Below are 25,752 nucleotides of genomic sequence, written 5' to 3'. Positions count from 1 at the left end.
GACAACACCGGAAAGCGCCGGGCGGTTTCCGGCTGCGCCTCTGTCCGTTAACGCCAGGACAGAGACGCAGGCCCTCCGCAGGAGCGAAATACCCCTTGTACAAATCGCCAGATTTGTGCGAGGGGTGTATTTCGCTCTCAAACGGCGAGGCCTTTTACCTGCTGAATCCATCCTTAGCGCACCTCCCGGACGTCTGCCTGATTGAGAAGGTTTCTCCCTTGATTGACGGTCATGAAGTTCTCCAGCGCATCCCTTCGGATGATCGTCTTTCGTCCCACTTTGAGCACGGGCAGCTTGCCCCAGTCCACCAGCTTGCGCATGGTGTTCCGTCCAATTCCGGACATTTCGGCGGCTTCTTCGATGGTCAGTCCCATTTTGATGTTCGTCATAATATTACCTCCTTTCGTAAATACTCATTTTGCAACCATCGCTCCGCCATTATACTTATTCTGCTATCGTTTGTCAACCTGTTTTGGCGTCATTCAAAGTTATTTTACAAATAGATATGCAAAATGGTGTTGCAAATTAAAATCATCTGTGGTATAGTAGACTCGTTAGGAGGTGAAAGCCTTGAAGGAAAAGAAATCGTTCGGCCCAAAACAGGTCGGTGAGCGTATCCGTGAACGCCGGACAGAGCTGAAGCTCTCCATGCCGGAGTTGGGAAGGCGGCTCGGGGTCAACAAGTCCACCATCCAGAGATATGAGGCAGACGGGGTCGATCCGAAGCGCACCATGATCATAGACGGGCTGGCTCACGCTTTGCTCACTACCTCAGAATGGCTGACAGGACTATCCGAAGATAAGGAATACAATAGCTATACCGTCTGCCAGATGGATCTGGAAAAGCATGTAAAGGACTATCTGGAAACATTGACAGCCTCCGTAAAGGGAGAACCGCACCAGCAGCTTTTAACCACCTTCCTTGGACAGCTTGTTGATCTGTATGCTGTCCTTGCCAAGTATTGGGCGCTTTCCATGACAAAGATCGACGCTGTGGCAGAGGACGAGGGGCTTAAAGAATCTATCGGCAGATACGCCATCAACATCGGATCCATCACGGAGCAGGTCTACCGGAAGGAAATGGCGGAGCCCATAGAGGACATGAAGCAATATCTGGACGGTATCCTCCACCTTTACGATGAAGGGCGGACAAAGACCAGGCTTCAGGAACAGTTCGGCATGGTAGAGGAAGCACAGAGAAAGTTCAGAGAAGCATCCGCAGAGATAGCGGAGCATGAAGGTACATAAGTACCGTGGCACCTTGAAAAACGAATACGGGAACGAAAAAAGCCGGTCATAAAGACCGGCGGATATGGTAAAGTTATCGCACAGCGATTACTTTTACGCACAACCATATGTCACAGACCCGATTGCCACGGATACGGAAAGGAGAAAAGTATTTATGGCAAAAGGATCTGTCAGAAAGAAAGGCAAAAAGTGGTACTACCGCTTCTACGTGGAAAACGAGAGCGGAAATCTGGTGCAGAAGGAATACGCCGGAACAGAAAGCAAGTCCGAGACGGAAGCCCTGCTCCGAAAGGCGATGGAGGACTACGAGGCAAAGAAGTTCGTTGCCAGGTCCGAAAATGTCACGGTGGGCGATCTGCTGGATATGTGGATTGAGGAAGAAGTCAAGCCCGGCAATCTCTCCAACGGCACGGTGATGGCCTATCAGGGCGCTGTGGGGCGCATCAAGCAATTCCCCATCGGCAGCCGGAAGCTCAAAACCGTGACCTCGGAGCATTTGCAGATGTTCTTCGATCTCCTGTCCTTCGGAGGCACCAATGCCGACGGAACGAAGGTCAAGCCCATCAGCAAGGGCTATATGCGGCAGTTCTCGGCGGTGATGCAGGGAGCGTTCCGGTTTGCGGTCTTCCCCAAGCGGCTCATTACCTTTAACCCCATGCAGTATATCAAGATCAGGCAGAAGCAGGAATGCTACGAGCTGTTCAATGAGGACAGCGAGGACGGGCTGACAGTCCCGACGATTTCCTATGATCAGTTCAAGACCCTGACGGACTATCTGAAAAAGAAGGATAACCCGGCGCTCCTGCCCATTCAGATCGCCTACTACACCGGGCTTCGGATCGGCGAGGTCTGCGCCCTCACATGGCAGGACATTGACCTCAAGGAGCAGACCATCACGGTGCGGCGCAGTATGCGCTACAACGGGGCAAGGCACAAGACGGAGGTCGGCACCACCAAGCGGAGCAAAATCCGCACGGTAGACTTCTGTGACACGCTGGCGACGATCCTCAAGGCAGCCAGGACCGAGCAGCACAAAAACCGCTTCAAGTACGGCGAGCTATACAGCCTGAACTACTATAAGCAGGTGCAGGAAAAAGGCCGCAGCTACTATGAGCTGTACAGTCTGCAAAGGTCGGAGGAAGTGCCGGTGGACTACCGGGAGATCGACTTCGTTTGTCTCCGCCCGGACGGGTGCTTTGAATCGTCCAGCACGGTCGGCATTGCCTGCCGGACAGCCTCAAAGAAAATTCCGGGGCTTGAGGGCTTCCACTTCCATCAGCTTCGCCACACGTTCACCAGCAACCTGCTCTCCAACGGGGCAGCGCCGAAGGACGTGCAGGAGCTTTTGGGACACGCCGACGTCAGTACCACCATGAACATCTACGCTCACTCGACAAGGGAAGCGAAACGCTCATCAGCCCGCTTGCTGGATAAGGTAGTAGGCGACTGATAAAAAGTTTCCCTTGTTTTGTCCCACAAGGGCAAAAACAAGGGAAAACGGAGCTTTTTATGGTAGCAGACCTGCGGAAAATGCAGGAAAATCAAGGGGTTTCAGAGAATCGGATAGATAAATCTGGATTGTTGGGGGAGAAGGCGCATTGTCCATTCTTGAGACCGCTATAGAGTTTAGGCGAATGGGATCCCTTTGAGGGCACAGAATCAATATCCGCCAATATGGCCCCATCCCTTTTCAGGAGGGGGAATACAGGCAGCGCTTCTGTGTGGGAGGATTGCCGAAGGGATGAAAAGGCTGCCAGAGGGCCTTTGAGGCGGTCGTGATTCAAAGCGGGCATTTGAGCGGTTTGCCCAGAAAAATTGCAGGCGCGAGAGAGGGAGATAAGATGAAAACAGCATTCGTTTTTTATTCGTATACTGGGAAGACAAGGGCGCTGGCAGAAAAAAGGGCCGGCAAAGAGCAGGCAGAATTGATTGAAATCAAAGAGAAAAAGCGCCGCTCTACAGTTGCCGCTTATGTTTTGGGTTCTCTTGCGGCAAGACGTCAGAAGAGAGCGGAGATCGAGCCGGTTGCCGCTGACTTTGCCGACTACGACAAAATCGTTGTCGCCGTTCCCCTCTGGGCTGGATTCCCGGCACCGGCATTCAACAGCATATTGGAACTGCTGCCCAGGGGAGCAAAAGTCGAACTGATCATCACCTCTGGCAGTGGAAATTCGACTGGCAGCAGAGAAAAGACGATGGCGCTTGCCGCTTCAAAGGGAGTTCAAATCGTGAGTTATGAAGATGTAAAAACGGCGGAGTGATAGAGCGCACAGCAGAACTGCAAAATGGGCCGCCCGACAAATCTTTGTCGGGCGGCCCATTTTTAGTTCGAGCGGGCCCAGGGGAGAGCAGCGCTCGAGCGCATCGCCTGTAAAGGCCTCACCGCGGCGGGTTGCACTTGGAGCAGGGGCTGTAGCTGCGCTTGGCGTCGTCCAGCGAGATGGGGATGCAGCTCTTTTTTAGGTACTGGCAGCCGGCGCGGTGGTATTTCTCCCCTGTCTTGGTCACGTAGACGGTGACGCTCTGCTGGGGCGCTGGGGCGGGGGCGGCGGAACTGCTGGGCGGGGCGGCAGGAGCGGGCGTTTCGGCCGGCGGCTGGGAGGCCGCTGGGGCGGAGGACGCCGGTTTGGATGGAGCGGGGGCGGCGCTCTTTTCAGATGTGGCAGCCGAGGAGGTCGAAGAGGTCGAGGAACTGGAAGACACCTGGCTGCTGGAGGCGGAGGAGGAAACCCTGCTGGAGGAGGCGCTGGACGAGGGGGCCGAGGAAGAGGGGGCTTCGTCCAGCGCGTCCAACCCGCCTTTGGCAGAGGAGCAGCCGGCCAAACAGAGGGCGGCTGCCAGCAAAAGGGCCAACAATTTTTTCACGACAAACATCTCCCGTTTGATTGGATGGGGTTTTCTCCATCCTAGCGGGAAAGGGGTGAACTGTCGCGAAAAGTTTGTCGAAAGGGAGAGAAATTTGGTGAAGTAAAGGGCTGCCTTTCGAGTAGAGCGGTGGGGTTTCCCGCCGCCTTTTCAAAAGGGACGTAAAAAAGCCTCCGAGAGGAGGCCTTTTGCCGCGGTGCGCCCTATTTTCCAAATGCATCTTCGATCACGTCCATCAGGTGCTCCGGCGCCAGCTCGTACCGGTTGCACAGAGCGGCGATCCGCTCGACAAAGGGGCGGGAGACCGAGACGTCGGACACCTGGCGGAGGAGGCGTTTGCCGCCCCCCTCTCTGCCCCAGACGCGGATGCCGTAGGTGAGAAAGGTGCCGCTGTCGGCGATCCGGCGGAGTTCCTGAAACACCGCGTACTCGAGTTGCAACTACATCACCTCCTCTCGCAGGCTGTCCAAGCTGAAACCCAGTTGAGAAGAGATTTGCAAAGCGGTCGCCAGACTGGGGTTGGTGTGCCCGTTTTCGAGATTGTGATAGTGGCGGGGACTGATGCCGCAGAGCTCCGCCGTCTTTTCCTGGGTCAGGCCGCGCGCCTCCCTGGCCAGTTTGAGTTGTACCCCAAATTGCACCGCTACTCGCTTGAATCTGTCCACTTTGCCACCTCCATGCTGGAATAATAGTCCAATTTTCAAAACAGCACAATGAACAGTCGTGCGCAATTTGCTATTTTTTGTAAATTCTTTCCGAAAAGAGGCTTTTTCAGGCGAAAAGAGAGGCCCAAGGGCGGCCAGGAGGGGGAGAATGGAGGGGGGAAGAGAGGCGTGAGAGAAGGGCGGTATTTCCGTTTGAACCGGCTTTGCCCGGGAAAAGAGGTGAGACGGCGGTGCGAAAAGAGGGCGAAAGGAAACCCCGCCTTGCACAGGCAAGGCGGGGTGGGGGACGGCTCTATTGCAGCAGCATCTTTAGGATGCGCTCTTTGAAGAGGGCGGCGTCCATTCGCTTGATGAGGCGGGCGTTGGCCGGCCGGTTTTGGTAGCCCCCGGCGGTGGCGACCGCGTTGGGGAGGAAGGGGATGACCTGGCCGTAGGTGGCCTCTTCCCGGTAACAGGTGTAGCAAAAGCGGTCCTCCGCCTCCAACACCGTGTCCGGCCAGAGGGCGGCGGCTGCGGCGAGGGCGTCGGGCAGGGGCACGGTGGGGTAGCCCAGGCGGGCCGTGGCCATCTCCAACAGCACCCGGTTGCTCTGCACCACGAACGAGGCCAGGGCGGTGTCCGACCGGTTGAGGAGGTCGAGGTCCTGGGCGCTGAAGGCGGTCTCGCCCAGGCAGAGGTCAAATCCGGCGATGGTGAGGGGGATCCCGCTCTGCAGCACCGCGTCGTAGGCCTCGGCATCCACCAACACGTTGAACTCGGCCACGGCGGTCTCCATCCCCAGGCTGTACCCGCCGGTCCCCATGGAGTAGATGTGTTTGACCCCCCGCATGGCCTCCGGCTCTTTCATCAGGGCGAGGGCGACGTTGGTGGCGGGCCCGATCATCAGGATCTCCAGTTCGCCGGGGAAGCGCTTGGCCAGCTGGCAGATGATGTCCACCGCGTGGCCCTTTTGGGGGGCGATGCGGGGGTGCACCAGGCCGCAGTCGCCCATGCCGTCGCTGCCGTGGGCGTGCACGGTGGTGAGGGGCTCGCGCAGCAGGGGGCGGGGGGCGCCCTTGTAGACCGGCGGCAGCTCACCCCCCATCAATTCCAGGGTTGCCAGGGCGTTTTGGGTGGCCTGTTCCAGGTCCACATTGCCGAACACGGTGGTGACTGCCTCCACCTGGACCCCGCTGTCCATGAGCATCATCATCAGGGCGAGGGCGTCGTCCCCCCCGGTGTCGGTGTCGATGATAAAGTGTCGCATCTCTCTTCTCCTCTCTCGGTTGACGGTTGGTTTTCCCCAGTATAGAATGAAGCCAACGGCAAAATCCAGGTCACCTGACCAAAACGCGATATTTTGTTTGGAGGTGCCCCATGAAAGGGCTGATCGATTTTTTGGAGGCGGCGCCGGCGGCGGTCGGTCGCCAGCTGGAAGAGGTGTCGTTTGCGCGGCGGGCCCCCATCCTCTGGGAGGGGATGGAGAACAGCGCCGTCTACATCCTCCTGGAGGGGGACGCCGAGGGGTACCTGCAGGGCGTCCGGGGGCAGGTGTCGCCGGTATTTCACTACTGCGCCCCCAGCCTCTTCGGCGAGTTTGAGGTGTTTTGCGGGCGGGAGAACGTCATCAATGTGGCGGCGATCAGCCCCTGTCGGCTGTACCGCCTCTCCCGCAGCGCCTTTTTGGAGTGGATGCGGGCCGACTTTGACTTTACCCAGTACGTGGTGTCCCAGCTGGTGCGCAAGCTGACCGAGAACACCGTTCTCTTCGACAAGTTCGGTCGCTACACGGTGCGGGAGCGGGTGCTGCGCACCGTGGCGGTCTGGCACCGGGCCGGAAAGTTGCCCCAACTGACCAAAGAGCTGTTGGTGATGGAGGCGGGGGCTCCGCTGCGCAGCGTCAACCGGGCTGTGGCCGCCTGTGCCGGCGAGGGGATCTTTTGCTGGGAGAAGCGGCGCTTTCGGGTGCTCGACGAGGGGGAGCTGAATGCTTTTTTGCCCCAGTAGGGGACAGCTGGGCCAAGGGGCGGACAGAAAGACCGGGCTTCACCGTGCGCAGTGCACGGCGGGGCCCGGTCTTTTGTCGAGAAATGGGAAAGAGATTGGGAAAGAGGGGTTGACAGGAGATTCTGTAACTGATATTATTACAATACAATCTGTAATAATAGCAAAAACAGTTTGCGGAGATAGAGCTTCGGCCGGCCTGCGCCAAAAGGGAGATTGGCCGCCCCAACAGGGACGGGCCCTTGCAGCAGGCAGCGCCGATCCTTCCGCCCGAAAGAAAGGGAGGTCGCGTTTGCGATGGCAGTTTTAGCAGTTGATAGAGAACACTTTGAAGAGGGAGTGCTGCACAGCGAGAAGCCGGTGCTGGTGGACTTTTCCGCCCCCTGGTGTGGCTACTGCCGCCGGTTGGCCCCGGCCGTTGCGCGGCTGGCGGAAAAGTACGGCGACCGGCTGGCGGTAAAGACGGTGGACATCGACGAGGCGCCGCAGTTGGCCGAGCACTACGGGGTGGACACCATTCCCACCCTGCGGCTCTTTGCCGGCGGCCGCGCAAGCGAGCCCCTGGTCAACCCCGGCTCGGCGGCGGAGATCGAGAACTGGCTTCGGGAAAATGGGGCCCTTTAAAAGGGCGAGAGATCGGCGGAGAGCCCTCTGTGACGACCTGTCCGGTCGTGCCGGAGGGCGCGCCAAGGCGGAAAGGATGTGTGTGCGCGATGGCGAAAAAAATATACGATGTGGCGGTGATCGGAGGCGGGCCGGGCGGCTATGCGGCCGCCCTCTACTGTGCCCGGAGCGGCCTCTCGGTGCTGGTGATCGAGAAGATGGCCCCCGGCGGGCAGATGGCCACCACCGGCCAGGTGGACAACTACCCCGGATTTGACGAGGGGATCGACGGCTTTGCGCTGGGGGAGCGGATGGAGCGGGGGGCCGAGCGCTTTGGGGCGCAGACGGCCTTCGCCGAGGTGGAGGCGGTGGACCTGCAAGCGGCCCCCAAGAGGATCGAGACCAGCGACGGCCCAGTGCTGGCCCGCACCGTGGTCCTGGCCACCGGGGCCTCTCCCCGGGAACTGGGGCTGCCCGAAGAGCGCGGTCTGCGGGGGCGGGGGATCTCCTACTGCGCCACCTGCGACGGGATGCTCTACAGGGACAAGACGGTGGTGGTCGCCGGCGGGGGGAACAGCGCCGCGGAGGACGCCCTCTACCTCTCGAAAATCTGCAAAAAGGTCTACCTGGTACACCGAAGGGACGCGCTGCGGGCGTCGGCTGTCTATCAAAAGGCGCTGGAGGGCAGCCCGGTGGAATTCCTCTGGAACCAAACGGTCGCGGAGGTCCTTCACGGCCAGCGGGTGAGCGGGGTCCGGCTGCAGGAGGTGGGCAGCGGCGCCACCCGCGAGGTGGCCTGTGACGGGGTCTTTGTCGCCATCGGCCGGGTGCCCGACACCGCCCTTTTCCGCGGCCAGGTGGAGATGGACGAGCAGGGCTACCTGGTGGCCGACGAGACCACCCGCACCAGCCTGCCGGGGGTCTTTGCGGTGGGGGATGTGCGCCAAAAGCCCCTGCGGCAGATCGTGACCGCAGCGGCGGACGGGGCGGTGGCCTCCAAATTTGTGGAGGAGTATCTGGCCCAGCTCGGCGGCTGAAAACAGCGCCGCAGCCGTTTGGACAAAGAAGAAACAGGGGGGCGGGAGCAGTTGGTTGCTCCCGCCCCCCTGTTTTGGTACAGGCGAGTCAGTTGGCGCCGGCTGGCATCTGGCCGAACACCTGGTAGATGGCGTCGAATTGCTGTTTGTCCGCGTCGCTCTGGGGGATGTCGGTGAATTCGCTCCAGGAGGCGTCGCCCCGGCCCAGCACGGGGTAGTATTCGCCCTTCCCCTCCAGCTGGGTCTCCTGCACGGTGACATAGCCGGCGGTGTAGGTGCCCCGGCGGGAGTTGTAGCGCATCACCTTGACCTGGCTGCCCACCGGGTAGTCCGCCAGGCTTTCGGTGGTCCAGTAGAGCAGGAATTGGCCGCTCCCCACCCCCTGGAAGGACCAGCTCTGCACCCCCTGTGCCTGCAGGTCAAAGCCCGCCTCTTTGAGGGCGCCCTCCAGCTTTTCCCGGTTGGTGCCCTGCTTGCTGGTGGAGTCGATGTATTTGCCCGCGCCGGTGAAGGACTGGAACAGGGCCTTGAGCTCCTCGCTGCCGGGGTTTGCCATGAGATTTCGGATGACCTCGCTCATGTCAAAGGTGTAGGCGCTGTCGTGCAGGGGACAGACGACCTGTATCTCCCCTGCGCCGTCGCGCAGCACGTGGTAGACCCCGCCCTGCTTACAGTAAAATTCAGACGTTTGGGCCAACTCCTGCAGCTGGGAGGTGGTGAGTTTGCCCCCGCCCTCGGTCTGATAGATCTCCTCCGCCTGCAGGTCGCGGGCCAGGCCGGCCTTGCTCACCTCGCAGGTGCGCTTGTGGGCCCTGTCGATCCAGCCCACCATGGAGGGGATGAGGAGGGCGGCGAGGACCGCCAGAATGACCAGGACCACAATGACCTCCACCAGGGTGAACCCCTTTTGGCGGCCCCGTCCGTTGCCCGTGTTTGCCTTTTCTGTCATCGCTCATTCCACCCCCGCACCCGTCCGGCGTGTGTTCATTTATTCCCCATTATATCACACAAAGCCGCTGGGCGGGAAAAAGATGCGCAAAAAGGCGGAAAAAGGAAAGAGATACAGCCGCCCGAAGGGGTTACCGGGGCCTGTCGTGCCGTGGAGAGGGATCCCAGGAGGCGGGGCGGGAGAGGAAGGGGGGAAGGCGGGTCTGCCCGTCCCCCCGGGCAGACCCCAACTGGATGGGGGTGAGGAAGATGCTCCCCCGCAGGTCGGCCCCGCGGAGATCGGCCCCCCGCAGGTCGGCGCCCAGGAAGCTGCTGCCCCAGAGGTCGCAGCCGGAGAGGTCGGCCCCCAGAAGGAGGGCCATGGAGAAATCGCGCCCGCGCAGGGGCGCTCCCCGAAATTGCCGACCCGAACAGTCGGCGTTCCGGCGGGGAGAGGCCCGGCCGCCGGCGGCGGCCAGGGTCTGCTCGTGGGCGGGGCGGAGCAACCGGTTGACCCGCGCGCGCTGCCGCTCCAACAGGGCGGCGTCGAGGGGGGCGTCCCCCTCGCCCAGGGCCCAGCACTCGCCGATGAGCTGCTGGGCCTCCTCCCAGAGGGGGCGGGCGGGGAGGAGGGAGGCGACCTCGGCCAGGTACCAGAGCATTTGGTGGAGGGCGGTCAGGGAGAGGAAGCGGGCAAAGAGCCGCTCTTTTTCTTCCGGGTCGCGGCGCCAGTCGGCAGGGGAGGTGGCGGCTGCCCGCTGCCCGGCCCCCAAACAGTCGTAGGCGGTGCAGCCGTGCAGGCCGCGGGCGGTGAGCTGGCCGTGGATGGCGCAGCGGTACCCCCCGTCCAGGTGGGGACAGGGGCGGCCCGGGGGCAGGTCGGCGGGAAACCCCTCGGCGCGGGCGCGGTAGAGGGCGGCACAGCAGAGGCCACGGCAGCGCCGGCAGTCGGCGTTGAGGGCCTCTCGCAGCTGGGGAAGGGGCTCTTCCCGGCGGATGGGTCGCACGGCAGATCCCTCCTTTTTAAAATGACGGTTCGGCGGGTCGACGGGACGAGGTGTGCCTTGCGGCCCGACCGGCGCTCTGCGAAAGGGGGCTAGCTGAGAAGGGTGGGCTCCCCCGCCTCGTAGAGCAGGTCGTCGGCCTCGGCCACCCCGAGCCCTTTGTCCAGGCAGTAGAGCAAGATGGCGTCGCGCCGGTCGCGGGGGTAGAGTTTGCCCCGCCCGGCCAGGCGGAGGACGCGGTCGCACTCGTCGGCACAGAGACCGCCGCCCAGGCACAGGCAGATGAGCTTGTCCCGCTCGGCCCGCTTTTTGCCGGCCAGGATCTGATAGGCATAGACTTCGCTCAAACCGCTGCGGCGGATGACCTCGGACTTGCGCAGACCCCGCTTTGCCAAGCACTCGACGAGGTACTGGGAGAATTCCTTGTGCAGGAATTCCCCCTCGTTTTCGCGGATATAGACGTCCAGAGACGGCGCCTCTTGCAGCTCGTTGCGCAGCTCTCCGGTGGATTTTTGGGACACAGGATCAGCCCTTTCTGTGAAACTGCCCAACCTGTCTGGGCGAAAGAAGTACCTTTCATTATATAGGAGCGCGCCCCCTGCTGCAATATGCTGGCAGCTGAGTGCCTTTTACCCCGGGTTGTGGTAGAATAAAAAATAGCTGCGGGTGAAAAAAGACGGGTGACCGCTTCTGTTTGCCGGGGCCTGGCGGCGGGGCGGAAAGCCTTCCCCTGCCGCGCCTTTCTGCGAGGGGGGCCCGCCGCGAGTCCGCAGCGGGAGAATTTACAGAGCCGAGGAATGAGACAGCGATGACAGAGTTGACCGACTACCTGACAGACCGATACCAGGTGCTGGACACCTTTTCCGAGAACGAGCGGGCGAGGGTGGAGCTGGTGCGGGACAAAAATACCGGTCTGGTGGCGGTGAAAAAGACCGTTCACCGGGCAGACACCGTCTATCCCCAGCTGCGGGACCGGCACTTCGCCGGCACCCCCATGGTCTATGACCTCTACCAGTGCGCGGGCGAGACGGTGGTGCTGGAGGAGTACGTGCCCGGGGAGACCATGGCCCGCTGTGCCGAGGGGCGGCGGCGTCTGGGAGTGGCACAGGTGGGGCGGTGGCTCTGCGCCCTCTGCGATATTTTGGAGCCCCTGCACCGGGCGGGTCTGGTGCACCGAGACATCAAGCCGCAAAACGTGCTGGTGAGGCCGGATGGGCAACTCTTCCTCATCGACTTTGAGGCCGCCCGCCAGTACGACCCCCGGCAGAAAAACGACACGGTCTACCTGGGGACCAAGGGCTATGCCGCCCCCGAGCAGTACGGTTACGCCCAGACAGACGCCCGCACCGACCTTTATGCCCTGGGGGCGCTGGCCAACTGGCTGCTCTGCGGCAAGCTGCCGGAGGAGCGGCGCTGGAAGGGCCCCCTGGCGGGGGTGATCGACTGCTGTCTGCGCATCGACCCGGCCCAGCGGTACCAGTCGGCCACCCAACTGCGGGGGGCGGTGCAGCAGGCGCTGGCGGGGCTGTCCGCCGAAGAGGGGGGCGTTTTCCCTGCGGGGGCTGTGCCCTCGGCCGCTGCCTCTCTGCAGCAGGACCGGGCGGCGGTGGCGGCGGACCTGCCGGCGACCGCCTTTGTCCCCTCCGATCCTGTGGGCGAGGGGCCGCCCCGCCGGTGGCAGAGTGTATTTGGCCGGGAAAATGCCTGGCGGCTGGTGGCGTTTTTGGCCTTCGCCGCCTTTGTCCTCTGGGCCGCCCTGACCAGCCGCCCCTTTGAGAGTGCAGGGGCGGCGGTGGTCAGCTGCCTGATTTACCTGTGGATATTTCTCCCCCATGCCGCCTACTGGCTGGATTTGGGGAGAGTTCGCACCCGCCCGCCTTTTCGCGCGCTGGACAGGCGGGGACAGCGCTGGCTGGCGGGGCTGTGCTATTTGGCCGTCTGGCTGGTGGTTTTGCTCGTCTTGGTGCAAGTTGGACACACCCTCTATCGGGTGCCCTGACAGCCGGCAGACGCGCGGGTCCCGGGGCAAAGTCCTATGCTGGGAGCATAGGACTTTGCCCCGGTTTTTTCGTACAATGGGGGCGATCATCCGAGGCCTGGGCCGGAGGGTCGCCCGGCGAAGACAGCCGGGCCATTTTGCCAATGAGAGGAGTTTTGGAAAGATGAAAAAACGCATTTTGTTGTCTCTGCTCTGTGCGGCGGCCCTGGTGCTCTGCGCCGGCTGTGGCTCCAGCACCGACGGGGGAAGCGGGTCGGGCGAGAGCTCTTCTCCGCAGATGGAGGAAAAGACCTCCTTCGGCGTGGGCGAGACCTACGAGGAGGACGGCGTGAAGATCACCCTCAACAAGGTGGAGGAGAACGAGGGCACCCAGTACCTGAAGCCCGAAAAGGGAAACGCCTTTATTGTCTGCGAGTTCACCGTGGAGAACGGGTCGGACAAGGAGCTGCTCGTCACCGCCGCCTCCTTTGACGCCTATGCCGACGACGAAGCCATCAGCCTTAGCATCAGCGCCTCTTACGAGCAGGGCAAGGACCTCAGCGGCACCATCGCCAAGGGGAAAAAGCTCACCGGCATCATCGGCTACGAGCTGCCAGCGGACTGGAAAGAACTGGAGCTGCAGTACAAGCCCAACCTCTTTTTGGACAAGACGGTCAGCTTTGTGGCCACCAACGCCTAGTCGCGCCCCGAGAGAGGGCTGAACACCGCAGCAAACAAGGGGGAGATCCCCTTTAGAGAGCCGACGCCGCTGGTTTGCGGCGCCGGCTCTTTTGCTGCGTCGAGGCTTTTGGGCGAGACGGCGCTCTTTGGCGCTGTCCCGCTCGGCCGTCGACAGGTAGGGGGGAGCAGCCTCTTTTCGACGGGCGACCCCGGTGGGCCGGACAGGGGGGCTCTCCAGCTGCTCCGGCGGTCCCCCTTCCGCTGCGGGTGGAGGGGACACTGCCCTTGGCAGCAGGCCAGGGGCGGCTGCGCGAAGGCGGGCCGGGGCTTTTGTCGTCTGGTCTCCCTTTTGCAGTCGCCGGCAGGAGGCAGTGCACCCTTTGTGGGGGAATGCGGGGAAGATGGACGAAAAAGACGGCGGAGCGGCGGTATGATAAAGACAAGGGGGGACGGAAAAAGACGGTCAAAAAAGAAGTCGCTTTTTGGACAAAAGGTGTTGGCGCGGGGCGGGGAATGTGGTATACTGCTGCTGTCACAGGGAGGGTTGCCCCCTCCCACCAGTCGCCTTTCGGCCCGGCGGACCCCACAGGCGGCTGTTTTTTGTGCCCTTGCCCGGCTGTTCCCCCTGCGAGAGGGGGGCCGGGGGCGAAATCAGACAGAGAGGGAATTGAGATCGTGCGCAACAAGATTTTGACCGAAAAGTCCTTTTACCGGGCCCTGCTGACGGTGGCCATCCCCATCGCCCTGCAAAACCTCATCAGCTTTGGCGTCAATATGATGGACACCGTGATGCTGGGCCAGCTGGGCGAGGTGCAGTTGTCGGCGGCCTCCCTGGCCAACCAGCCCTTTTTCGTCTTCAGCATGTTCTCCTTTGGCTTTGCCGCCGGCGGCTCGGTGATGATCAGCCAGTACTGGGGCAAGGGTGACACGGCGGCCATCAGCCGCATTATGGCCATCGGTCTGAAGTTCGTGGTGGTGCTCTCCCTGCTCGTCACCGCCCTGGTGCTCTGTTTCCCCGAGGCCATTTTGCGCCTCTTCACCGCCGACCCCGAGGTGGTGGCCGAAGGGGTGCGCTACCTGAAGATCATCGCCTTCTCCTACTTCTTCTACGGGGTCTCCAACTGCTACATCACCTCCCTGCGGGGGGTGGAGCAGGTGAAGATCTCGGTGGTGATCTACTCGGTCTCCTTTGTCATCAACGTGATCATCAACTACATCTTCATCTTCGGCGCCTTCGGCGCGCCGGCCCTGGGGGTCGCGGGCGCGGCGGTGGGCACCCTCTGCGCCCGCATCAGCGAGCTGGTGATGTCGATCGTCTACATGGAGCGCTTTGAAAAGCGCACCGGCTTTCGGCTGCGCCACCTCTTTCACAAGATGGACCGGCTGCTGCTGGGCGACTACGTCAAGACCAGCCTGCCGGTGGCCTTCAACGAGATCGCCTGGGGGCTCTCAACCTCGGTGCACGCCGCCATTTTGGGGCGGATGGGGGCGTCGGTGGTGGCGGCCAACAGCATCGTCAACGTGGTGACCCAGCTGGCCTTCATCTTCCTCTTCGGCCTCTCCAACGCCACCGCCATCCAAATCGGCAAGGCCGTCAGCTCAAAACCCGCCGGGTATGTGCGGAAGATGGCCACCACCATGCAGCTGCTCTCCCTGGGGGTGGGGGCGGTGGGCGCCTCGATCGTGCTGGCCATCCGCAAGCCGGTCATCGGGCTGTACAACATCGCCCCCGAGACCACTGCCATGGCCGGGGAGATGATGATCGCGGCGGCGGTCATGACCTTTCTCATCTCGGTGGAGGTCATCTCCACCATGGGGATTTTGCGCGGCGGCGGCGACACCAAGTTCACCTTCTTCATCGACGTCTTCTTTATCTGGGCGGTGGCCACCCCTCTGGGGGCCTACTTCGGCCTGGTGGCCAAGGTGGCGGCGCCGGTGGTCTATGTGCTGCTGCGCATCGACTCGCCCATCAAGACGGTGGTCTCTTTTTTCCGCATCCGCAGCGGCTGTTGGATGCGAAACGTCACCCGGGACGAGTCTGAACTGGCGGCGGAGTAATGTTTTCTCGTGGCGGCAGGGGGCAAGTTTCTGCTCTGCCATACGGGTTTTGGAGGGTTTGCGCAACTTTTGTCTGAAAAATCTGGCGCTTTTGGCGAGAGTGAAAAAATTCCTTGACAGGAAGTGGTTTATAGGTTAGGATGGGGATGTTGAGAGAACGCTAAAGGTAGGGTCTTATGGGCGATTGGAAATCGGATGACGCACAGACCGAGCTCCTGCGCCGGGCACAGGGGGGCGATGCGAAAGCCCTCAATCAGTTGGTTTCTGCCTACCTCCCCATCGCTGAGGCGATGGCGCACAAACTCTTTTCCGCCGACTGCGAAGACATGGCGCAGGAGGGGCTGATGGCCCTGCCCGCCGCGGTGAGCAGTTTTGATGCGGAAAAAGGGATCCCCTTCTCCTCCTACGCGACAGTTTGCCTTCGCAACGCCATGATTGCCAGCTATCGGCGCAGCCGGGCGCGCAAGCGGGGCGGCGGCGAGGAAAAACTGCCCTACCTGGACGGGGAAGACGGAGCCGACGGGGCCAGCGACCCTCAGCAGATAGTTGCACAGCGAGAACAAGTGTCCCGCCTGATGAAGCAGGCGGAGAGTGTTTTGTCTTCGTTTGAGAAACAGGTATTGTCTCTACACCTGGACGGGTACAGTTACAAGGACATTTCGCGCCTCTTGCACAAGCCGGAGAAATCTGTCGATAACGCCCTGCAACGAGTGAGAAAAAAATTAAAATATGCCCAATAGCTCAGGGGAGCGTTTAGGTTTTTCTAAAAGACGGTTCAATTCCGGTGCGGGCCAAATTTATCTTTCCAAAGTGAGGTACAATCAAATGTTCGAAGACAAGACTTTAGTGTGCAAAGAGTGCGGCAAAGAGTTCGTGTTCACCGCTGGTGAGCAGGAGTTCTACGCGGAGAAGGGCTTTGAGAACGAGCCCCAGCGCTGCAAAGAGTGCCGTGACAACAGAAAGAGAAACCTCAGAGGCCCCAGAGAGATGCACGACGCCGTCTGCGCTTCTTGCGGCGCTCCCTGCCAGGTTCCCTTCCAGCCCCGCGAGGACCGTCCTGTCTACTGCAGCGACTGCTTCGCCAAGATGAAAGAGGAGCAGTAAGCTACCGTTTCTTTTCGTCAATCAAAAGCCCTTCGCTCTACGGAGCGAAGGGCTTTTTTTGTCTGCCGTCGCGAAAGGGCTGGTGAGAGAGGGCGGTGGGCGGCCCGGCGGGGCGGCAGACGGCAGAGGAGGTCCCAGCTCCAGCGGGCGGGTGCCCGGCGGACGCGCCGGCAAGGGAGGAGGAGAGGAAGAACCCTCGGTCTGCCCAGAGGGGGGCGGTGGTTGGCTGGACTGCTACCGATACAAGAATGCACCGGAACACCGCTGACGGCGGGGGCGGGGGAAGGGCGGTCTGCGAGGAGAAGCCGCGCTTTTGGTGTGCGGGGAGAAGGGGAAAGCGAACAGGGGGAAAGGGGAGGGAATTCGCCCTCTGCCGATTGGGGGGCGTTTATTCACCCCTGTGGCCCGCAGGGGGAGAGGGCGGCCCCAAAGGGGTGGTTTGCCCTCCCTTCTCCCCGCCGCGGCTGGCCGAGCGGCTGGCGCAATTGGGCCTGCCCGGTCTTTGCGGGCAGTCGGAGTGGAGAGGGACGAGGGACAGGAGCAAAAGAGCAGAAGGGTTGAAAGGGAGAACCGTCTGGCCTACCCGGATGCCGCGACAGTTGAAACGGGAGGGTTGGGAGCAAGAAGCAGAGGAGTTGGAATAGGGGGATGGTTTGGCCTGCTCGGCCTTCGCGGCAGCTGGAGCGGAGAGCGGCGGGAGCAAAAGCGGAGGGCCTAGAAAGGGCCGGCCGTCTGGCAAAACTGGCGGGTCAAAGGGGGGCCAGGGAAGTGGAGGGGGTCAAGGAATGAAGGGAAGAAATCGCATATTTTGTAACCAATGATGGAATACAATGTAAATAATGGCAGTGGAATCGTTAAGATAGCATAAAACCTCTCCCCAGCGCATTGAAAAGAAGGGGGCAAGTCACTATAATACAGGCAAAGGCGAGGGGGCGGGTGATTGACCCGCCCCCGGCCTTATTGGAAAGTGGCATTGCCGAAAGGCAAGATGGAAAGGTAGGTTTTTATCGTGAAAGGGAAACGAATCATCGCTATGGCGTTGGCGGCGGCCCTCTGTCTGCCCCTGACCGGCTGCGGGGACAAATCTGCGGCAAACGGCGATGACCGCCCAGTCTTAAAGGTCGGGTTTGAGTGCATGACCGCCCCCATTACCTGGACCCAGCTGGACGATTCCAACGGGGCGGTGCCCATCACCGGCAGCAATGAGTACACCTATGGCTTTGAGGTGGAGCTGATGAAGCAGCTTTGCGACAAGGCCGGCTACCGGATGGAGGCCTACAAGATCGACTGGGAGGGGCTGCTGCTGGGGGTGCAGACGGGCACCATCGACTGCGCCATCTCGGCCATCAGCATCACCGACGAGCGCAAGGCCTCGATGGACTTTACCGATTGCTACTACCGCAGCCAGATCGTGGCCCTGGTGAAAAAGGACAGCAAGTACGCCGGCAAGACCAAACTGCAGGACCTGTCGGGCGCCAGCTGCACCTCGATGCTCAACACCCTGTGGTACGACATCATCGACCAGATCCCGAATGTCAACAAGATGCCCGCCATGGACAACGTGCCGGCCATGATTGTCTCGCTGCAGTCGGGCATAGTGGATATGCTCTTGATGGATGAGCCCACCGCCCTGTCAGCCGTGGCGGCCAACCCCGACCTGGCCATGGTCAAGCTGGCCGAGGGGAGCGGGTTCCAGCTCTCCGACGAGGACACCGACCTGGGGATCGCCGTCAGCAAAAAACGCAGTGATGTGAAGGAAAAGCTCAACGCCGCCCTGGGCCAGATCACCGAGGAGGAGAAGGAGGAGATGCTCCGCCACGCCATCGAGGTGCAGCCGGTCAACCAGTAGCGGTCTTTCGCGTGGGGCGGGCGCGCCCCCTTGTAACGGGATGAGCGATCAAAGAAAAAGGGGAGAGAAACCATGAATTTGCCCACCACATTTTTCGGATGGGTGGCGTTTATCGCCGAGAAGTACGGCGTCGCCTTTTTAAAGGGGGCCGGCACCTCGGTCTACCTGGCGGTGCTGGGCACCCTGCTGGGCTGTATCATCGGCTTTTTGGCGGGGACGGTGCGCACCATCCCCCTCACCAAGGAGGACAATCTCTTCAAGCGGGTGGGAATGAACATCGTCTGGGCGATCATCCGCTTCTACGTCTGGGTTTTCCGCGGCACCCCCATGATGGTGCAGGCGATGGTGATCTTCTACGGTGCAGCCGCCATCTTCGGGGTGCACTTTCAGCCCCTGATGGCGGGGCTGCTGGTGGTCTCCATCAACACCGGCGCCTACATGTGCGAGACGGTGCGGGGCGGCATTCAGTCCATTGACCCGGGCCAGATCGAAGGGGCCAAGGCCATCGGCATGTCCCACGGCAGGACCATGCTCTCGGTGGTGGTACCCCAGGCGTTTCGCAACATCACCCCCCAAATCGGCAACTACCTAGTCAGCAACATCAAAGACACCTCGGTGCTCAGCGTCATCACTGTGAACGAGCTGTTCTACGCGGCCCGGTCGGCGGCGGGCGTCTACTTTAGATACTTTGAGGTGTTCTTTGTGGTCAGCTGCATCTACCTGGTGCTCACCACCCTGGCAAACGCCCTGCTCCACCTGGTGGAGCGGCGGATGAACGGCCCCCGGGACTATGAGTTGGCAGACCCCGCCTCCATCCCCGAACTCAAGGCGATCGCGGCGGAGAGCGACCGGGAGAAGGCGGAGATGCAAAAGGAGGCGGCGAGATGAGCGGGCAGGCAGTACAGGAGTGCCGGAGCGCAGGGCCGGGCGGGGACGAGATGTCCCCGGCCCTGCGGGAGCTGTGGCAGCGGGAATCGATCCTAAAGGTGCGGCACCTGCAAAAGACCTTTGGCACCCATGTGGTGCTGCGGGACATCGACTTTACGGTACACCAGGGCGAGGTGGTCTGCGTCATCGGGGCCTCGGGCTCGGGCAAATCGACCCTGCTGCGGTGTATCAACCGGCTGGAAATCCCCAGCGGGGGAGAAATTTACTACCATGGCCAGCTGGCCGGCGGGGACGGCTTTGACTGGAACCGCTATCGGGCCAAGGTGGGGATGGTCTTTCAGTCCTTCAACCTCTTCGCCAACCAGACGGTGCTGGAAAACTGCATGGCCGGTCCCCGGTACGTGCTGAAAAAGGGAAAGCAGGAGTCCCGCGAGCTGGCCCTGCGCTACCTCTACAAGGTGGGGATGGTGCCCTACATCGACGCCAAGCCGGCCCAGCTCTCGGGCGGGCAGCTGCAGCGGGTGGCCATCGCCCGCGCCCTGGCCATGAAGCCGGACGTCCTCCTCTTCGACGAGCCCACCTCGGCTTTGGACCCGGAGATGGTGGGCGAGGTGCTGGGGGTGATGAAACAGCTGGCCCACGAGGGGATGACCATGGTGGTGGTCACCCACGAGATGGAGTTTGCCCGCGAGGTGTCCGACCGAACGGTCTTCATGCTCGACGGTTTCATCGCCGAAGACGACACCCCGGAGGTGATTTTCGGCAACCCCCGAAACCCCAAGACCAGAGAATTTTTGAGCCGGTTTATGCACCGACTGTAAAAGGGAGAACAGCCCCCGACCGCCATCTGTGCGGCCGGGGGCTGTTTTGCGTTTGGATGGGAAAGTCATGGCGCGGGGAGATAACGACGCTTTTTTCGTCGGCGCGCAGCTCTTGCCGGCGGTTGGGGAGAGGCCGATGCAGTCGGGAGAAGGGGGAAAACGGCCCGATGGCCTGCCAACTCACCTTGCAGGGGGGGAGGGGCAGGTGGTCGCCAATGAAGGAAGAGAGATGGCTTCACAGGGAATGGCGGCCGTGGCCAACAGATCGAGGCAGAAGGGCCTGCGTTTCAGGGGTGACAAAGAGAGCTGGATAGAGGGCGGCAATCAGCAGCGCTTTGCGGTTTTTCACAGGCAAGACCGTCTTTCAAAAAGGCCGGGCCCTACCATGGGGATAGGGGAAAGGAGGGCTGTCAAGTGTTGGGTCGAATCGGCCCGGTTGCAGATATGGTGTGTCCGCTAAAAGCTCCGCTGATTTTATCGCATTGCCTTGAGAAAGAATCGCCTGTAAGGTATCATGAAAAACAGTACACGTTAGGAGGAGAAGGCATACCTGTCAGATTAGAAAATGGGGAGGGGATCGTATAATGGCGCTTGACCTTGTGGGATGGAATGTCGTTTTGGATTCTGATCACGCGGACGAGCTGTCTGCATTTTATGAAAAATTGCTTGGCTGGACGCGGTTCAAGGGGGAAGAGTATACAGTCTTAGTAAATTTGGAACAAACAGGAACGCCAACTTGGCTCACCATTCAACAGGTGAATGACTATGTGCCGCCCGTGTGGCCTGCGACACCAGATGAGCAGCAGCAAATGGCGCATTTGGATTTTCACGTTCAGGATGTGGAAGAAGGGGTGAGATATGCCTTGTCGTGCGGCGCAAGCATATCGGAGTACCAATATGACGACCGTTGGCGGGTGATGATCGACCCTGCGGGACATCCGTTCTGTATACTGCCTCCGGTTATGCCTTGGCTGTAAGAGTTAAAGCCCGTCAAATGAAAATTTATGAGGTCAGTTGAATGCGCCTGATCGGTAGGGGCACTTCCATGAGGGCGGGCGGCAAATAAATAAGCGCAATTTGTACGGGTTGCGTTTGTTTGTTTTTTATGACCATTTTGACGGAGGCCGGTTTGCCGAGCTTGCTATCGACACTTTTTACAACAGGGAGGGCGAGCCTATCACCGAGCTGTGACCTTCGGGGACGAACCCTCCCCCCAATCTTCGGGCAGGTGGTCGGCCCCCCAGTCGGAGAGGGCGATCAGGATGGGGATGAGGGAGTGGCCCCGGCGGGAGAGGCGGTACTCTACCTTGGGGGGGACCTGGGGGTACTCCCGACGGATGACGAGGCTGTCGCGCTCCAGCTCCTTGAGCTGGGCGGAGAGCATCTTATGGGTGATGCCGGGGAGGGCCCGCTTCAATTCGCCGTAGCGCAGCGTCCCCTCCCGGCAGAGCCAGAAGAGGATGTGTAGCTTCCACTTGCCCTCGATGAGGGACATGGCGTACAGGAAGGGCTTTTCGTTGAGGGGGCGCTGGCTGGGGCTCATGGGCGACTCTCCTTTTGGTGAGTAGCGCACCAGAAAGTGCGTACTTGTAAATCGGCTTTCTCCCATTGTATACTAAAAAAGGAAACAGCACAAACGGGAGGCGAGAAAAAATCTCCCTCTCGCCACCGCTTCACGGGTTTTGCCGCGCCTCGGGGAAGGGCGGATAAGAGAGAGGAGAGAACGGCTCAAAACTGTCTTTATGCACGGAAAACGGAAGTGAAATTGTGACAGAAACACCAGAGAAAATGGCCCCTGCAGGGGTTGTGTTGGGGGGAAGAACAGGCTATAATAGAGTCATTCGGTAAACTTTTCAACCAAAAGGAGCGTATCGAAATGACTGTTACACCCGAGATCTTGATTGGCGAACTGCTGCGCATCGACGCGGAGGGGATCGCCCCCATTTTGATGGAGGCCGGCATGCACTGTGTCGGCTGCCCCGCCTCGCAGGGCGAGAGTCTGGCCGAAGCCTGTATGGTGCACGGGATGGATTGCGACACCCTGGTGGCAAACATCAACCAATACCTAGCCTCGAAAGAGGCATAACGGGCGGGGCCCCGGGACAAATGTCTCGCGGCCCCTTCCCGTTGGGCGCATGCGGCTGCGCCCGCGCCGGAGACGGCGCTTTGAAAAAAGAGGAGGAGTTTGTGTGGCAAAGAACAGCCGGTTGCGACAGATGTTGGGGATGGAGGGCCTCAACCCGGACTTTTTGAAGGTGCTGCAGATCTATCTGTGCTATCTCATCTTCACCAACCTGCACACCATGTTCATAAACACCCTGTTTATCAAGCTGACGGGGGACAGCGGGGTCACCATGTTCTACAACACGGTGGTCTCCATTTTGGGCCCCTTTTTCACCGTGGCAACAGTGGCCTGCATGCGGCGCTTTTCGGCCAAATTCACCTTTACGGTGGCCATCGCCGACTTTTTGGTGATGTATGTCACCTTTTTCACGGTGATGAACCGGCTGGACGACTTTGTGGTGCTCATCGCCTTTTTGGCGGCCATGGGGCAGTCGTTCTTCTTCATCACCTACGCCAACGCGGTCTCCCAGTTTTCCAGCGAGGGGAACACCGACCAGACCGTCTCCTTCATGGCCTTTGCCAGGGGGATCGTCAGCCTGGCCATGCCCTTTCTCTCGGGCTTTCTCATCTCCCGCTTTGAGGGGCTCACCGGCTACTACGTGGTCTTTGGCCTCTCGGCGGCGGTGGCGGCGGTGGCCATGTACAAGGTGGTGCGGATGCCCCGCATCACCTTCAACTCGCAAAAGACCCAGTACAAGAAGATGGCGCAGATCGCCGTGCGCTCCCCCCTCTGGCGGATGTTTGTGGCCTCGGAGCTGATCAAGGGCTTTCGCTCGGGGGTGTTTAACTTCTTCCTCAACATCCTCCTCTTTCGCATCATCCAGAGCGAGCTGTTGGTGGGTGTCAACAACGTGCTGGTGGGCATCAGCGCCATCCTGGCCAGCTGGGTCTGCGGGCGGCTGATGAAGCGGGAGAACCGGGTGAAGCTGCTGCACATCTCGGTGAGTGTCCTGGTGGCGACCACCGCCTCCCTCTACTGGCGGATGGACGTGACCACCATCCTCCTGTTTTCGGCGGTCAACAGCTTTTTCGGCTGCTGGCTGGACAACGGCTACACCAGCATGTTCTACCTGTCGGTGAAGAAGACGCCGGGCGGCCAGGGCCTCAGCGGGGAGTTTATCACCCTCTCCCAGTTCTGCATGGGCTTTGGCGGCGCGGCCGGCATGGCGGTCATCTCCATGCTGCCCCAGACCACCGTGGCCACCATCACCGGGCTTTTGGTGTTGGGGGCCAGCCAGTACATCAGCAACTTCCTGATGAAGACCATGCAAAGACAGATGGACAAAACCGACGCACAGAGGGGAGGAGAGCGCGTTGATACGATTGCCGGATAAGCGGCTGCAGGCGGTGGCGGCCCTGGTGCCCCCGGGCACGGCGGCCGACATCGGCTGTGACCACGGCTACCTGATCTGCCACCTGGTGGAGAGCGGGCGGGTCACCAAGGGCTATGCCTGCGACATCTCAGAGCCCTCGCTGCAGAAGGCGCGGCGGCTGGCCGAGCGAAACGGCCTGGCGGTGAGCTGCATCTGCACCGACGGGCTGCAGGGGGTGCCCGAGACCGACACCGTCATCGCCGCGGGGATGGGGGGCGAGCTGATTGCCAGCATCGTCCTCGCCGACGAGCGGCTGCGGGCGCCGGGCAAGACCCTGGTGCTGCAGCCCATGAGCCGGGCCGGCCAGCTGCGCATCGACCTGTACAAGGCCGGGTTTGAGCTGGTGAAGGAGCAGGTGGTCTGCGACCGCGGCCGGGTCTACACGGTGATGTTGGCGACCTACAGCGGGGAGCCCAAGCGGATCTCCCCCCTCATGAGCCTGGTGGGCCTAGTCCCCTTGAGTGCGGGGGAGGAGCGGGCCCTCTACTACGAAAAGGTGTTGGGGCAGCTCTACAGCCAGAAACAGGGGCTGCTGGCCCAGGGGAAGGACGCCGCCCACATCGAAGAGCTGATCGTGGAGATCAAAAAGCTGTACTGAGTGTGTAACGGGCGGCCCTCCCGGCCAGTCTCACTGGTGGGAAGGCAGGCCGCTTTTGCGCCCCGATTTTCCCCGCAATATGGAAAGAGGGAGTGGATTTCTGTGAAGAGATGCAGAGGCTGGGTCTGGCTGCTGGCGCTGGCGCTGGCGGCGGGCTGTTTGACCGGCTGTCAGCAGGGGAGTGGGGATGGCATTCCGCCGGAAGGGGAGGTCTCTTCCCCGCCGGTCACCGCCGCCCAGCCGCCAGAGGGCGCGCTGGCCGCGGTGGAGACGGACAGTGCCGGGCTGCTGGACATTGCCAAACAGCTGCTGATCCAATACGCTGCCAGCCAGGGGGCCCAGCTGACCCCCGGCTACCCCAGAAATGTGCTGGCCGGCGGGCGGGGGGAGTACACCGCTGAGCTGGGGTTCACCCTCTCGGCCGACGCGGGGGCCCCCGGCCTGCTGGCCGGCTGCCTGGACGACGGGCAGAGCGGCACCGCGCAGATGCGGATCGTCCGCTACGGGGCGGATGGGTATGCCCTGACTGAACTGGGCGACCTGGTGGAGGCCGGGGACCTGCCCCCCTACGACGGCCCCGACTACGCCTTGAGCGCCGCCCAGGCCGATGCGGCGGCAGCTCAGGCCAAGCGGGGCTGGGACGGGCGCTGCCAGTACCGCACCGGCCTCTACCAGAAAGAGCCCACTCTGGAAATCAGCTACAACGGCGGGCTGGAATGGGTGGAGGGCCCGCTGGCAGTGGCCAAACTGTACAGCCCCGACCAACAGGCCCAGGAATTTGTGCCGCCGGGGGCGGTCTGGGTCACCCAGGAGAAGACGGCCATCTTCTACCAGGACGGCGAGGAGCTGAAGGCCCTGCTCTCAAGCGACCGGGGAGCGAGCTGGGAGGAGTCGGCAGTGGCCTCGTCGGGGGCGAAGACCCGCTTTCGCGCCATCGGCTTTTGGAGCGACACCGGCGGCTATGCGGTCTTTAGCGCCGGGCGGACCATGAGCCAGGAGGGCTGCAGCGTCTACCTGACCGCCGACGGGGGGAAGACCTGGCGGCCCACCGCCACCCCCGCCGCGCAGGGAAAGACCAGCTTGGTGATCGGCGCCAAATTTGTCAGCGAGAAGGTGGGTTTTCTCTGCTACCGGCCGGAAAACGGGCTGCCCTGCCTCTACCGCACCGCCGACGGGGGCGACAGCTGGCAGCGGTGTGAAGTGGCCCTCCCGGCCGAGTACGAGGGGGGTTACGGGGCGGTGCAGCCGCCGATTTTTGACGGGCAGTACGGGCTGCTGCCGGTGGCCCAAGGGGACGACGGGGACGCCGCCGAGACCGCCCTCTGGTTTGCCAGCGACGATTGGGGGGAGCACTGGAGCCTCTGCAGCGACAGCTTCCCCGACGAGCTGTTGAGTCAGCGGCGGGAGGATCTGGGGTGATAAAAGGGGGGCCGCACCGGGCTGAGGCGCGGCCCCCCTCCCTCTTTTCGCCCCCGCCGGCTGCGCCCTGAAGGCAAAAACAGGGGCTGTTCCCATAGAGGGAGCGGCCCCTGTTTGTAAATTTTTCCTCTAAACGCGCCCAGGGCGAGGTGGGGGTGTAAGGCAAGGGGAAGGGAAAGCCGCCCCGTCCCTTGAAAAGGGGATTGCCGCGCCGGATACCGGACGGGTGAGGTCATCCCGCTGGGCGGGGAGCCCGCCCTTTAAACGGCGCTGTTCTCCGGCGGGGGAAGGGGCTTTTTCCCCTGTTCGCAGGGAAGCTTTCGTCTGGACTTGGCGTGGTGGGCTCTACAGGCCTCGCAATCGCCGTGCCGCTTGCATTTTTTCCTCTTGCACGGGCAGTCTTCTCGGTTCATTGTCGTCTCCTCCTCTCAAATGGCTGTCCTGCCGAGGGCAGCTCCTTGCTTAGGGCCGCCCTTTGGCAGAGGGTGAAGGGCAAGGGGCGAAGGGCAGAGACAGGGCCCTCAACC

At 61.5% G+C, this 25,752-nt stretch carries 28 protein-coding genes; 19 read left to right on the top strand and 9 right to left on the bottom strand.

All coding sequences use genetic code 11. The features are described from left to right. Window positions 1–173: 173 nt before the first annotated feature. The gene (locus tag ACTNAU_RS08700) at window positions 174–389 is read right to left on the bottom strand and encodes a helix-turn-helix domain-containing protein (protein WP_050005379.1); all 216 of its coding nucleotides are present in this window, start codon (window positions 387–389) and stop codon (window positions 174–176) included. A gap of 172 nt (window positions 390–561) precedes the next feature. On the opposite strand from ACTNAU_RS08700, the gene ACTNAU_RS08695 reads away from it, so the two are divergent. The 3 genes from ACTNAU_RS08695 to ACTNAU_RS08685 all read left to right on the top strand — a co-directional run bounded on the left by ACTNAU_RS08695 (window position 562) and on the right by ACTNAU_RS08685 (window position 3,509). Then, window positions 562–1,248: a helix-turn-helix domain-containing protein gene (locus tag ACTNAU_RS08695; RefSeq protein WP_432213950.1), complete on the top strand. Its 687-nt coding sequence runs from the start codon at window positions 562–564 to the stop codon at window positions 1,246–1,248. Window positions 1,249–1,402: 154 nt separating this feature from the next. Continuing rightward, complete coding sequence (locus tag ACTNAU_RS08690; RefSeq protein WP_050005381.1) at window positions 1,403–2,698, top strand: tyrosine-type recombinase/integrase; 1,296 nt, start codon at window positions 1,403–1,405, stop codon at window positions 2,696–2,698. Window positions 2,699–3,089: 391 nt separating this feature from the next. Next, a complete protein-coding gene (locus tag ACTNAU_RS08685) occupies window positions 3,090–3,509 on the top strand; it encodes a flavodoxin family protein (RefSeq protein ID WP_185914748.1) in 420 nt (139 codons plus the stop codon). 118 nt (window positions 3,510–3,627) lie between these two features. Here the strand turns inward: ACTNAU_RS08685 and ACTNAU_RS08680 are convergent, their stop codons facing one another. From ACTNAU_RS08680 to ACTNAU_RS08665, 4 genes are all read right to left on the bottom strand, one after another. After that, window positions 3,628–4,113, bottom strand: coding sequence for a hypothetical protein (locus ACTNAU_RS08680; RefSeq protein ID WP_441098182.1), 486 nt, complete (start codon window positions 4,111–4,113; stop codon window positions 3,628–3,630). A 203-nt stretch (window positions 4,114–4,316) separates the two neighbouring features. Continuing rightward, window positions 4,317–4,553, bottom strand: a complete 237-nt coding sequence (locus ACTNAU_RS08675) for a DUF6514 family protein (RefSeq protein ID WP_185914750.1) — start codon at window positions 4,551–4,553, stop codon at window positions 4,317–4,319. Continuing rightward, window positions 4,554–4,778 carry a helix-turn-helix domain-containing protein gene (locus ACTNAU_RS08670; RefSeq protein WP_185914751.1) on the bottom strand — a complete coding sequence of 75 codons (225 nt, stop codon included), beginning with the start codon at window positions 4,776–4,778 and terminating at the stop codon, window positions 4,554–4,556. It abuts the gene before it with no gap. 292 nt (window positions 4,779–5,070) lie between these two features. Continuing rightward, window positions 5,071–6,024, bottom strand: a complete 954-nt coding sequence (locus ACTNAU_RS08665; protein ID WP_441098181.1) for a nucleoside hydrolase — start codon at window positions 6,022–6,024, stop codon at window positions 5,071–5,073. Window positions 6,025–6,134: 110 nt separating this feature from the next. Here ACTNAU_RS08665 and ACTNAU_RS08660 point away from each other — a divergent pair, with 110 nt between their 5' ends. The 3 genes from ACTNAU_RS08660 to trxB all read left to right on the top strand — a co-directional run bounded on the left by ACTNAU_RS08660 (window position 6,135) and on the right by trxB (window position 8,401). Continuing rightward, a complete protein-coding gene (locus tag ACTNAU_RS08660; protein ID WP_441098180.1) occupies window positions 6,135–6,764 on the top strand; it encodes a Crp/Fnr family transcriptional regulator in 630 nt (209 codons plus the stop codon). A gap of 294 nt (window positions 6,765–7,058) precedes the next feature. Then, the gene (locus ACTNAU_RS08655; protein ID WP_216401382.1) at window positions 7,059–7,385 is read left to right on the top strand and encodes a thioredoxin family protein; all 327 of its coding nucleotides are present in this window, start codon (window positions 7,059–7,061) and stop codon (window positions 7,383–7,385) included. 89 nt (window positions 7,386–7,474) lie between these two features. After that, the gene (gene trxB / locus ACTNAU_RS08650) at window positions 7,475–8,401 is read left to right on the top strand and encodes a thioredoxin-disulfide reductase (RefSeq protein WP_441098179.1); all 927 of its coding nucleotides are present in this window, start codon (window positions 7,475–7,477) and stop codon (window positions 8,399–8,401) included. 88 nt (window positions 8,402–8,489) lie between these two features. Here the strand turns inward: trxB and ACTNAU_RS08645 are convergent, their stop codons facing one another. The 3 genes from ACTNAU_RS08645 to ACTNAU_RS08635 form a co-directional block, all read right to left on the bottom strand. Beyond that, a complete protein-coding gene (locus ACTNAU_RS08645) occupies window positions 8,490–9,350 on the bottom strand; it encodes a prepilin-type N-terminal cleavage/methylation domain-containing protein (RefSeq protein WP_441098178.1) in 861 nt (286 codons plus the stop codon). A 130-nt stretch (window positions 9,351–9,480) separates the two neighbouring features. Beyond that, on the bottom strand, window positions 9,481–10,335 hold the full coding sequence (locus tag ACTNAU_RS08640; protein WP_441098177.1) for a pentapeptide repeat-containing protein: 855 nt from the start codon (window positions 10,333–10,335) through the stop codon (window positions 9,481–9,483). 89 nt (window positions 10,336–10,424) lie between these two features. After that, window positions 10,425–10,853 (bottom strand): XRE family transcriptional regulator, encoded by a 429-nt coding sequence (locus ACTNAU_RS08635; RefSeq protein WP_216401378.1) that lies wholly within the window; start codon window positions 10,851–10,853, stop codon window positions 10,425–10,427. Window positions 10,854–11,140: 287 nt separating this feature from the next. On the opposite strand from ACTNAU_RS08635, the gene ACTNAU_RS08630 reads away from it, so the two are divergent. The 9 genes from ACTNAU_RS08630 (at window position 11,141) to ACTNAU_RS08590 (ending at window position 20,688) form a co-directional block, all read left to right on the top strand. Further along, complete coding sequence (locus tag ACTNAU_RS08630) at window positions 11,141–12,331, top strand: serine/threonine protein kinase (RefSeq protein WP_185914759.1); 1,191 nt, start codon at window positions 11,141–11,143, stop codon at window positions 12,329–12,331. 163 nt (window positions 12,332–12,494) lie between these two features. After that, window positions 12,495–13,010 (top strand): DUF4352 domain-containing protein, encoded by a 516-nt coding sequence (locus tag ACTNAU_RS08625; RefSeq protein ID WP_441098176.1) that lies wholly within the window; start codon window positions 12,495–12,497, stop codon window positions 13,008–13,010. A gap of 656 nt (window positions 13,011–13,666) precedes the next feature. Next, window positions 13,667–15,049 carry an MATE family efflux transporter gene (locus ACTNAU_RS08620; protein WP_185914761.1) on the top strand — a complete coding sequence of 461 codons (1,383 nt, stop codon included), beginning with the start codon at window positions 13,667–13,669 and terminating at the stop codon, window positions 15,047–15,049. A 176-nt stretch (window positions 15,050–15,225) separates the two neighbouring features. Then, window positions 15,226–15,789: a sigma-70 family RNA polymerase sigma factor gene (locus tag ACTNAU_RS08615; RefSeq protein ID WP_441098175.1), complete on the top strand. Its 564-nt coding sequence runs from the start codon at window positions 15,226–15,228 to the stop codon at window positions 15,787–15,789. 85 nt (window positions 15,790–15,874) lie between these two features. Then, complete coding sequence (locus ACTNAU_RS08610; protein WP_185914763.1) at window positions 15,875–16,153, top strand: zinc-ribbon domain containing protein; 279 nt, start codon at window positions 15,875–15,877, stop codon at window positions 16,151–16,153. A 1,009-nt stretch (window positions 16,154–17,162) separates the two neighbouring features. Then, window positions 17,163–18,002: a transporter substrate-binding domain-containing protein gene (locus ACTNAU_RS08605; protein ID WP_185914764.1), complete on the top strand. Its 840-nt coding sequence runs from the start codon at window positions 17,163–17,165 to the stop codon at window positions 18,000–18,002. 72 nt (window positions 18,003–18,074) lie between these two features. Continuing rightward, window positions 18,075–18,890 carry an amino acid ABC transporter permease gene (locus ACTNAU_RS08600; protein ID WP_441098174.1) on the top strand — a complete coding sequence of 272 codons (816 nt, stop codon included), beginning with the start codon at window positions 18,075–18,077 and terminating at the stop codon, window positions 18,888–18,890. A gap of 50 nt (window positions 18,891–18,940) precedes the next feature. Further along, complete coding sequence (locus tag ACTNAU_RS08595) at window positions 18,941–19,711, top strand: amino acid ABC transporter ATP-binding protein (protein ID WP_441098197.1); 771 nt, start codon at window positions 18,941–18,943, stop codon at window positions 19,709–19,711. A 584-nt stretch (window positions 19,712–20,295) separates the two neighbouring features. Beyond that, window positions 20,296–20,688: a VOC family protein gene (locus tag ACTNAU_RS08590; protein WP_441098173.1), complete on the top strand. Its 393-nt coding sequence runs from the start codon at window positions 20,296–20,298 to the stop codon at window positions 20,686–20,688. Between the two features lie 200 nt (window positions 20,689–20,888). Here ACTNAU_RS08590 and ACTNAU_RS08585 read toward each other — a convergent pair whose 3' ends face one another. Then, window positions 20,889–21,254, bottom strand: a complete 366-nt coding sequence (locus ACTNAU_RS08585) for a winged helix-turn-helix transcriptional regulator (protein ID WP_441098172.1) — start codon at window positions 21,252–21,254, stop codon at window positions 20,889–20,891. 333 nt (window positions 21,255–21,587) lie between these two features. Here ACTNAU_RS08585 and ACTNAU_RS08580 point away from each other — a divergent pair, with 333 nt between their 5' ends. The 4 genes from ACTNAU_RS08580 (at window position 21,588) to ACTNAU_RS08565 (ending at window position 25,225) form a co-directional block, all read left to right on the top strand. Further along, on the top strand, window positions 21,588–21,797 hold the full coding sequence (locus ACTNAU_RS08580) for a DUF1858 domain-containing protein (RefSeq protein ID WP_185914768.1): 210 nt from the start codon (window positions 21,588–21,590) through the stop codon (window positions 21,795–21,797). 103 nt (window positions 21,798–21,900) lie between these two features. Then, window positions 21,901–23,169 (top strand): MFS transporter, encoded by a 1,269-nt coding sequence (locus tag ACTNAU_RS08575; RefSeq protein ID WP_441098171.1) that lies wholly within the window; start codon window positions 21,901–21,903, stop codon window positions 23,167–23,169. After that, window positions 23,150–23,806 (top strand): class I SAM-dependent methyltransferase, encoded by a 657-nt coding sequence (locus ACTNAU_RS08570; RefSeq protein ID WP_185914770.1) that lies wholly within the window; start codon window positions 23,150–23,152, stop codon window positions 23,804–23,806. Before ACTNAU_RS08575 ends, ACTNAU_RS08570 begins: the two co-directional genes overlap by 20 nt. 102 nt (window positions 23,807–23,908) lie before the next feature. Next, window positions 23,909–25,225, top strand: a complete 1,317-nt coding sequence (locus ACTNAU_RS08565; protein WP_441098170.1) for a WD40/YVTN/BNR-like repeat-containing protein — start codon at window positions 23,909–23,911, stop codon at window positions 25,223–25,225. Window positions 25,226–25,752: the final 527 nt, after the last annotated feature.

The organism is Bittarella sp. HCP28S3_D9, from assembly GCF_052065655.1.
Taxonomy (GTDB): Bacteria; Bacillota; Clostridia; order Oscillospirales; family Ruminococcaceae; genus Bittarella; species Bittarella massiliensis.
This window is presented reverse-complemented; position numbering and strand designations above follow the sequence as displayed.

Excerpts from the sequence above, each read along its gene's own strand:
- ACTNAU_RS08700 (WP_050005379.1), bottom strand. The coding sequence starts at position 389 with ATGACGAACATCAAAATGGGACTGACCATCGAAGAAGCCGCCGAAATG.
- ACTNAU_RS08690 (WP_050005381.1), top strand. The coding sequence starts at position 1,403 with ATGGCAAAAGGATCTGTCAGAAAGAAAGGCAAAAAGTGGTACTACCGC.
- ACTNAU_RS08685 (WP_185914748.1), top strand. The coding sequence starts at position 3,090 with ATGAAAACAGCATTCGTTTTTTATTCGTATACTGGGAAGACAAGGGCG.
- ACTNAU_RS08665 (WP_441098181.1), bottom strand. The coding sequence starts at position 6,024 with ATGCGACACTTTATCATCGACACCGACACCGGGGGGGACGACGCCCTC.
- ACTNAU_RS08660 (WP_441098180.1), top strand. The coding sequence starts at position 6,135 with ATGAAAGGGCTGATCGATTTTTTGGAGGCGGCGCCGGCGGCGGTCGGT.
- ACTNAU_RS08655 (WP_216401382.1), top strand. The coding sequence starts at position 7,059 with ATGGCAGTTTTAGCAGTTGATAGAGAACACTTTGAAGAGGGAGTGCTG.
- trxB (WP_441098179.1), top strand. The coding sequence starts at position 7,475 with ATGGCGAAAAAAATATACGATGTGGCGGTGATCGGAGGCGGGCCGGGC.
- ACTNAU_RS08645 (WP_441098178.1), bottom strand. The coding sequence starts at position 9,350 with ATGACAGAAAAGGCAAACACGGGCAACGGACGGGGCCGCCAAAAGGGG.
- ACTNAU_RS08630 (WP_185914759.1), top strand. The coding sequence starts at position 11,141 with ATGACAGAGTTGACCGACTACCTGACAGACCGATACCAGGTGCTGGAC.
- ACTNAU_RS08625 (WP_441098176.1), top strand. The coding sequence starts at position 12,495 with ATGAAAAAACGCATTTTGTTGTCTCTGCTCTGTGCGGCGGCCCTGGTG.
- ACTNAU_RS08615 (WP_441098175.1), top strand. The coding sequence starts at position 15,226 with ATGGGCGATTGGAAATCGGATGACGCACAGACCGAGCTCCTGCGCCGG.
- ACTNAU_RS08610 (WP_185914763.1), top strand. The coding sequence starts at position 15,875 with ATGTTCGAAGACAAGACTTTAGTGTGCAAAGAGTGCGGCAAAGAGTTC.
- ACTNAU_RS08600 (WP_441098174.1), top strand. The coding sequence starts at position 18,075 with ATGAATTTGCCCACCACATTTTTCGGATGGGTGGCGTTTATCGCCGAG.
- ACTNAU_RS08595 (WP_441098197.1), top strand. The coding sequence starts at position 18,941 with ATGTCCCCGGCCCTGCGGGAGCTGTGGCAGCGGGAATCGATCCTAAAG.
- ACTNAU_RS08590 (WP_441098173.1), top strand. The coding sequence starts at position 20,296 with ATGGCGCTTGACCTTGTGGGATGGAATGTCGTTTTGGATTCTGATCAC.
- ACTNAU_RS08585 (WP_441098172.1), bottom strand. The coding sequence starts at position 21,254 with ATGAGCCCCAGCCAGCGCCCCCTCAACGAAAAGCCCTTCCTGTACGCC.
- ACTNAU_RS08580 (WP_185914768.1), top strand. The coding sequence starts at position 21,588 with ATGACTGTTACACCCGAGATCTTGATTGGCGAACTGCTGCGCATCGAC.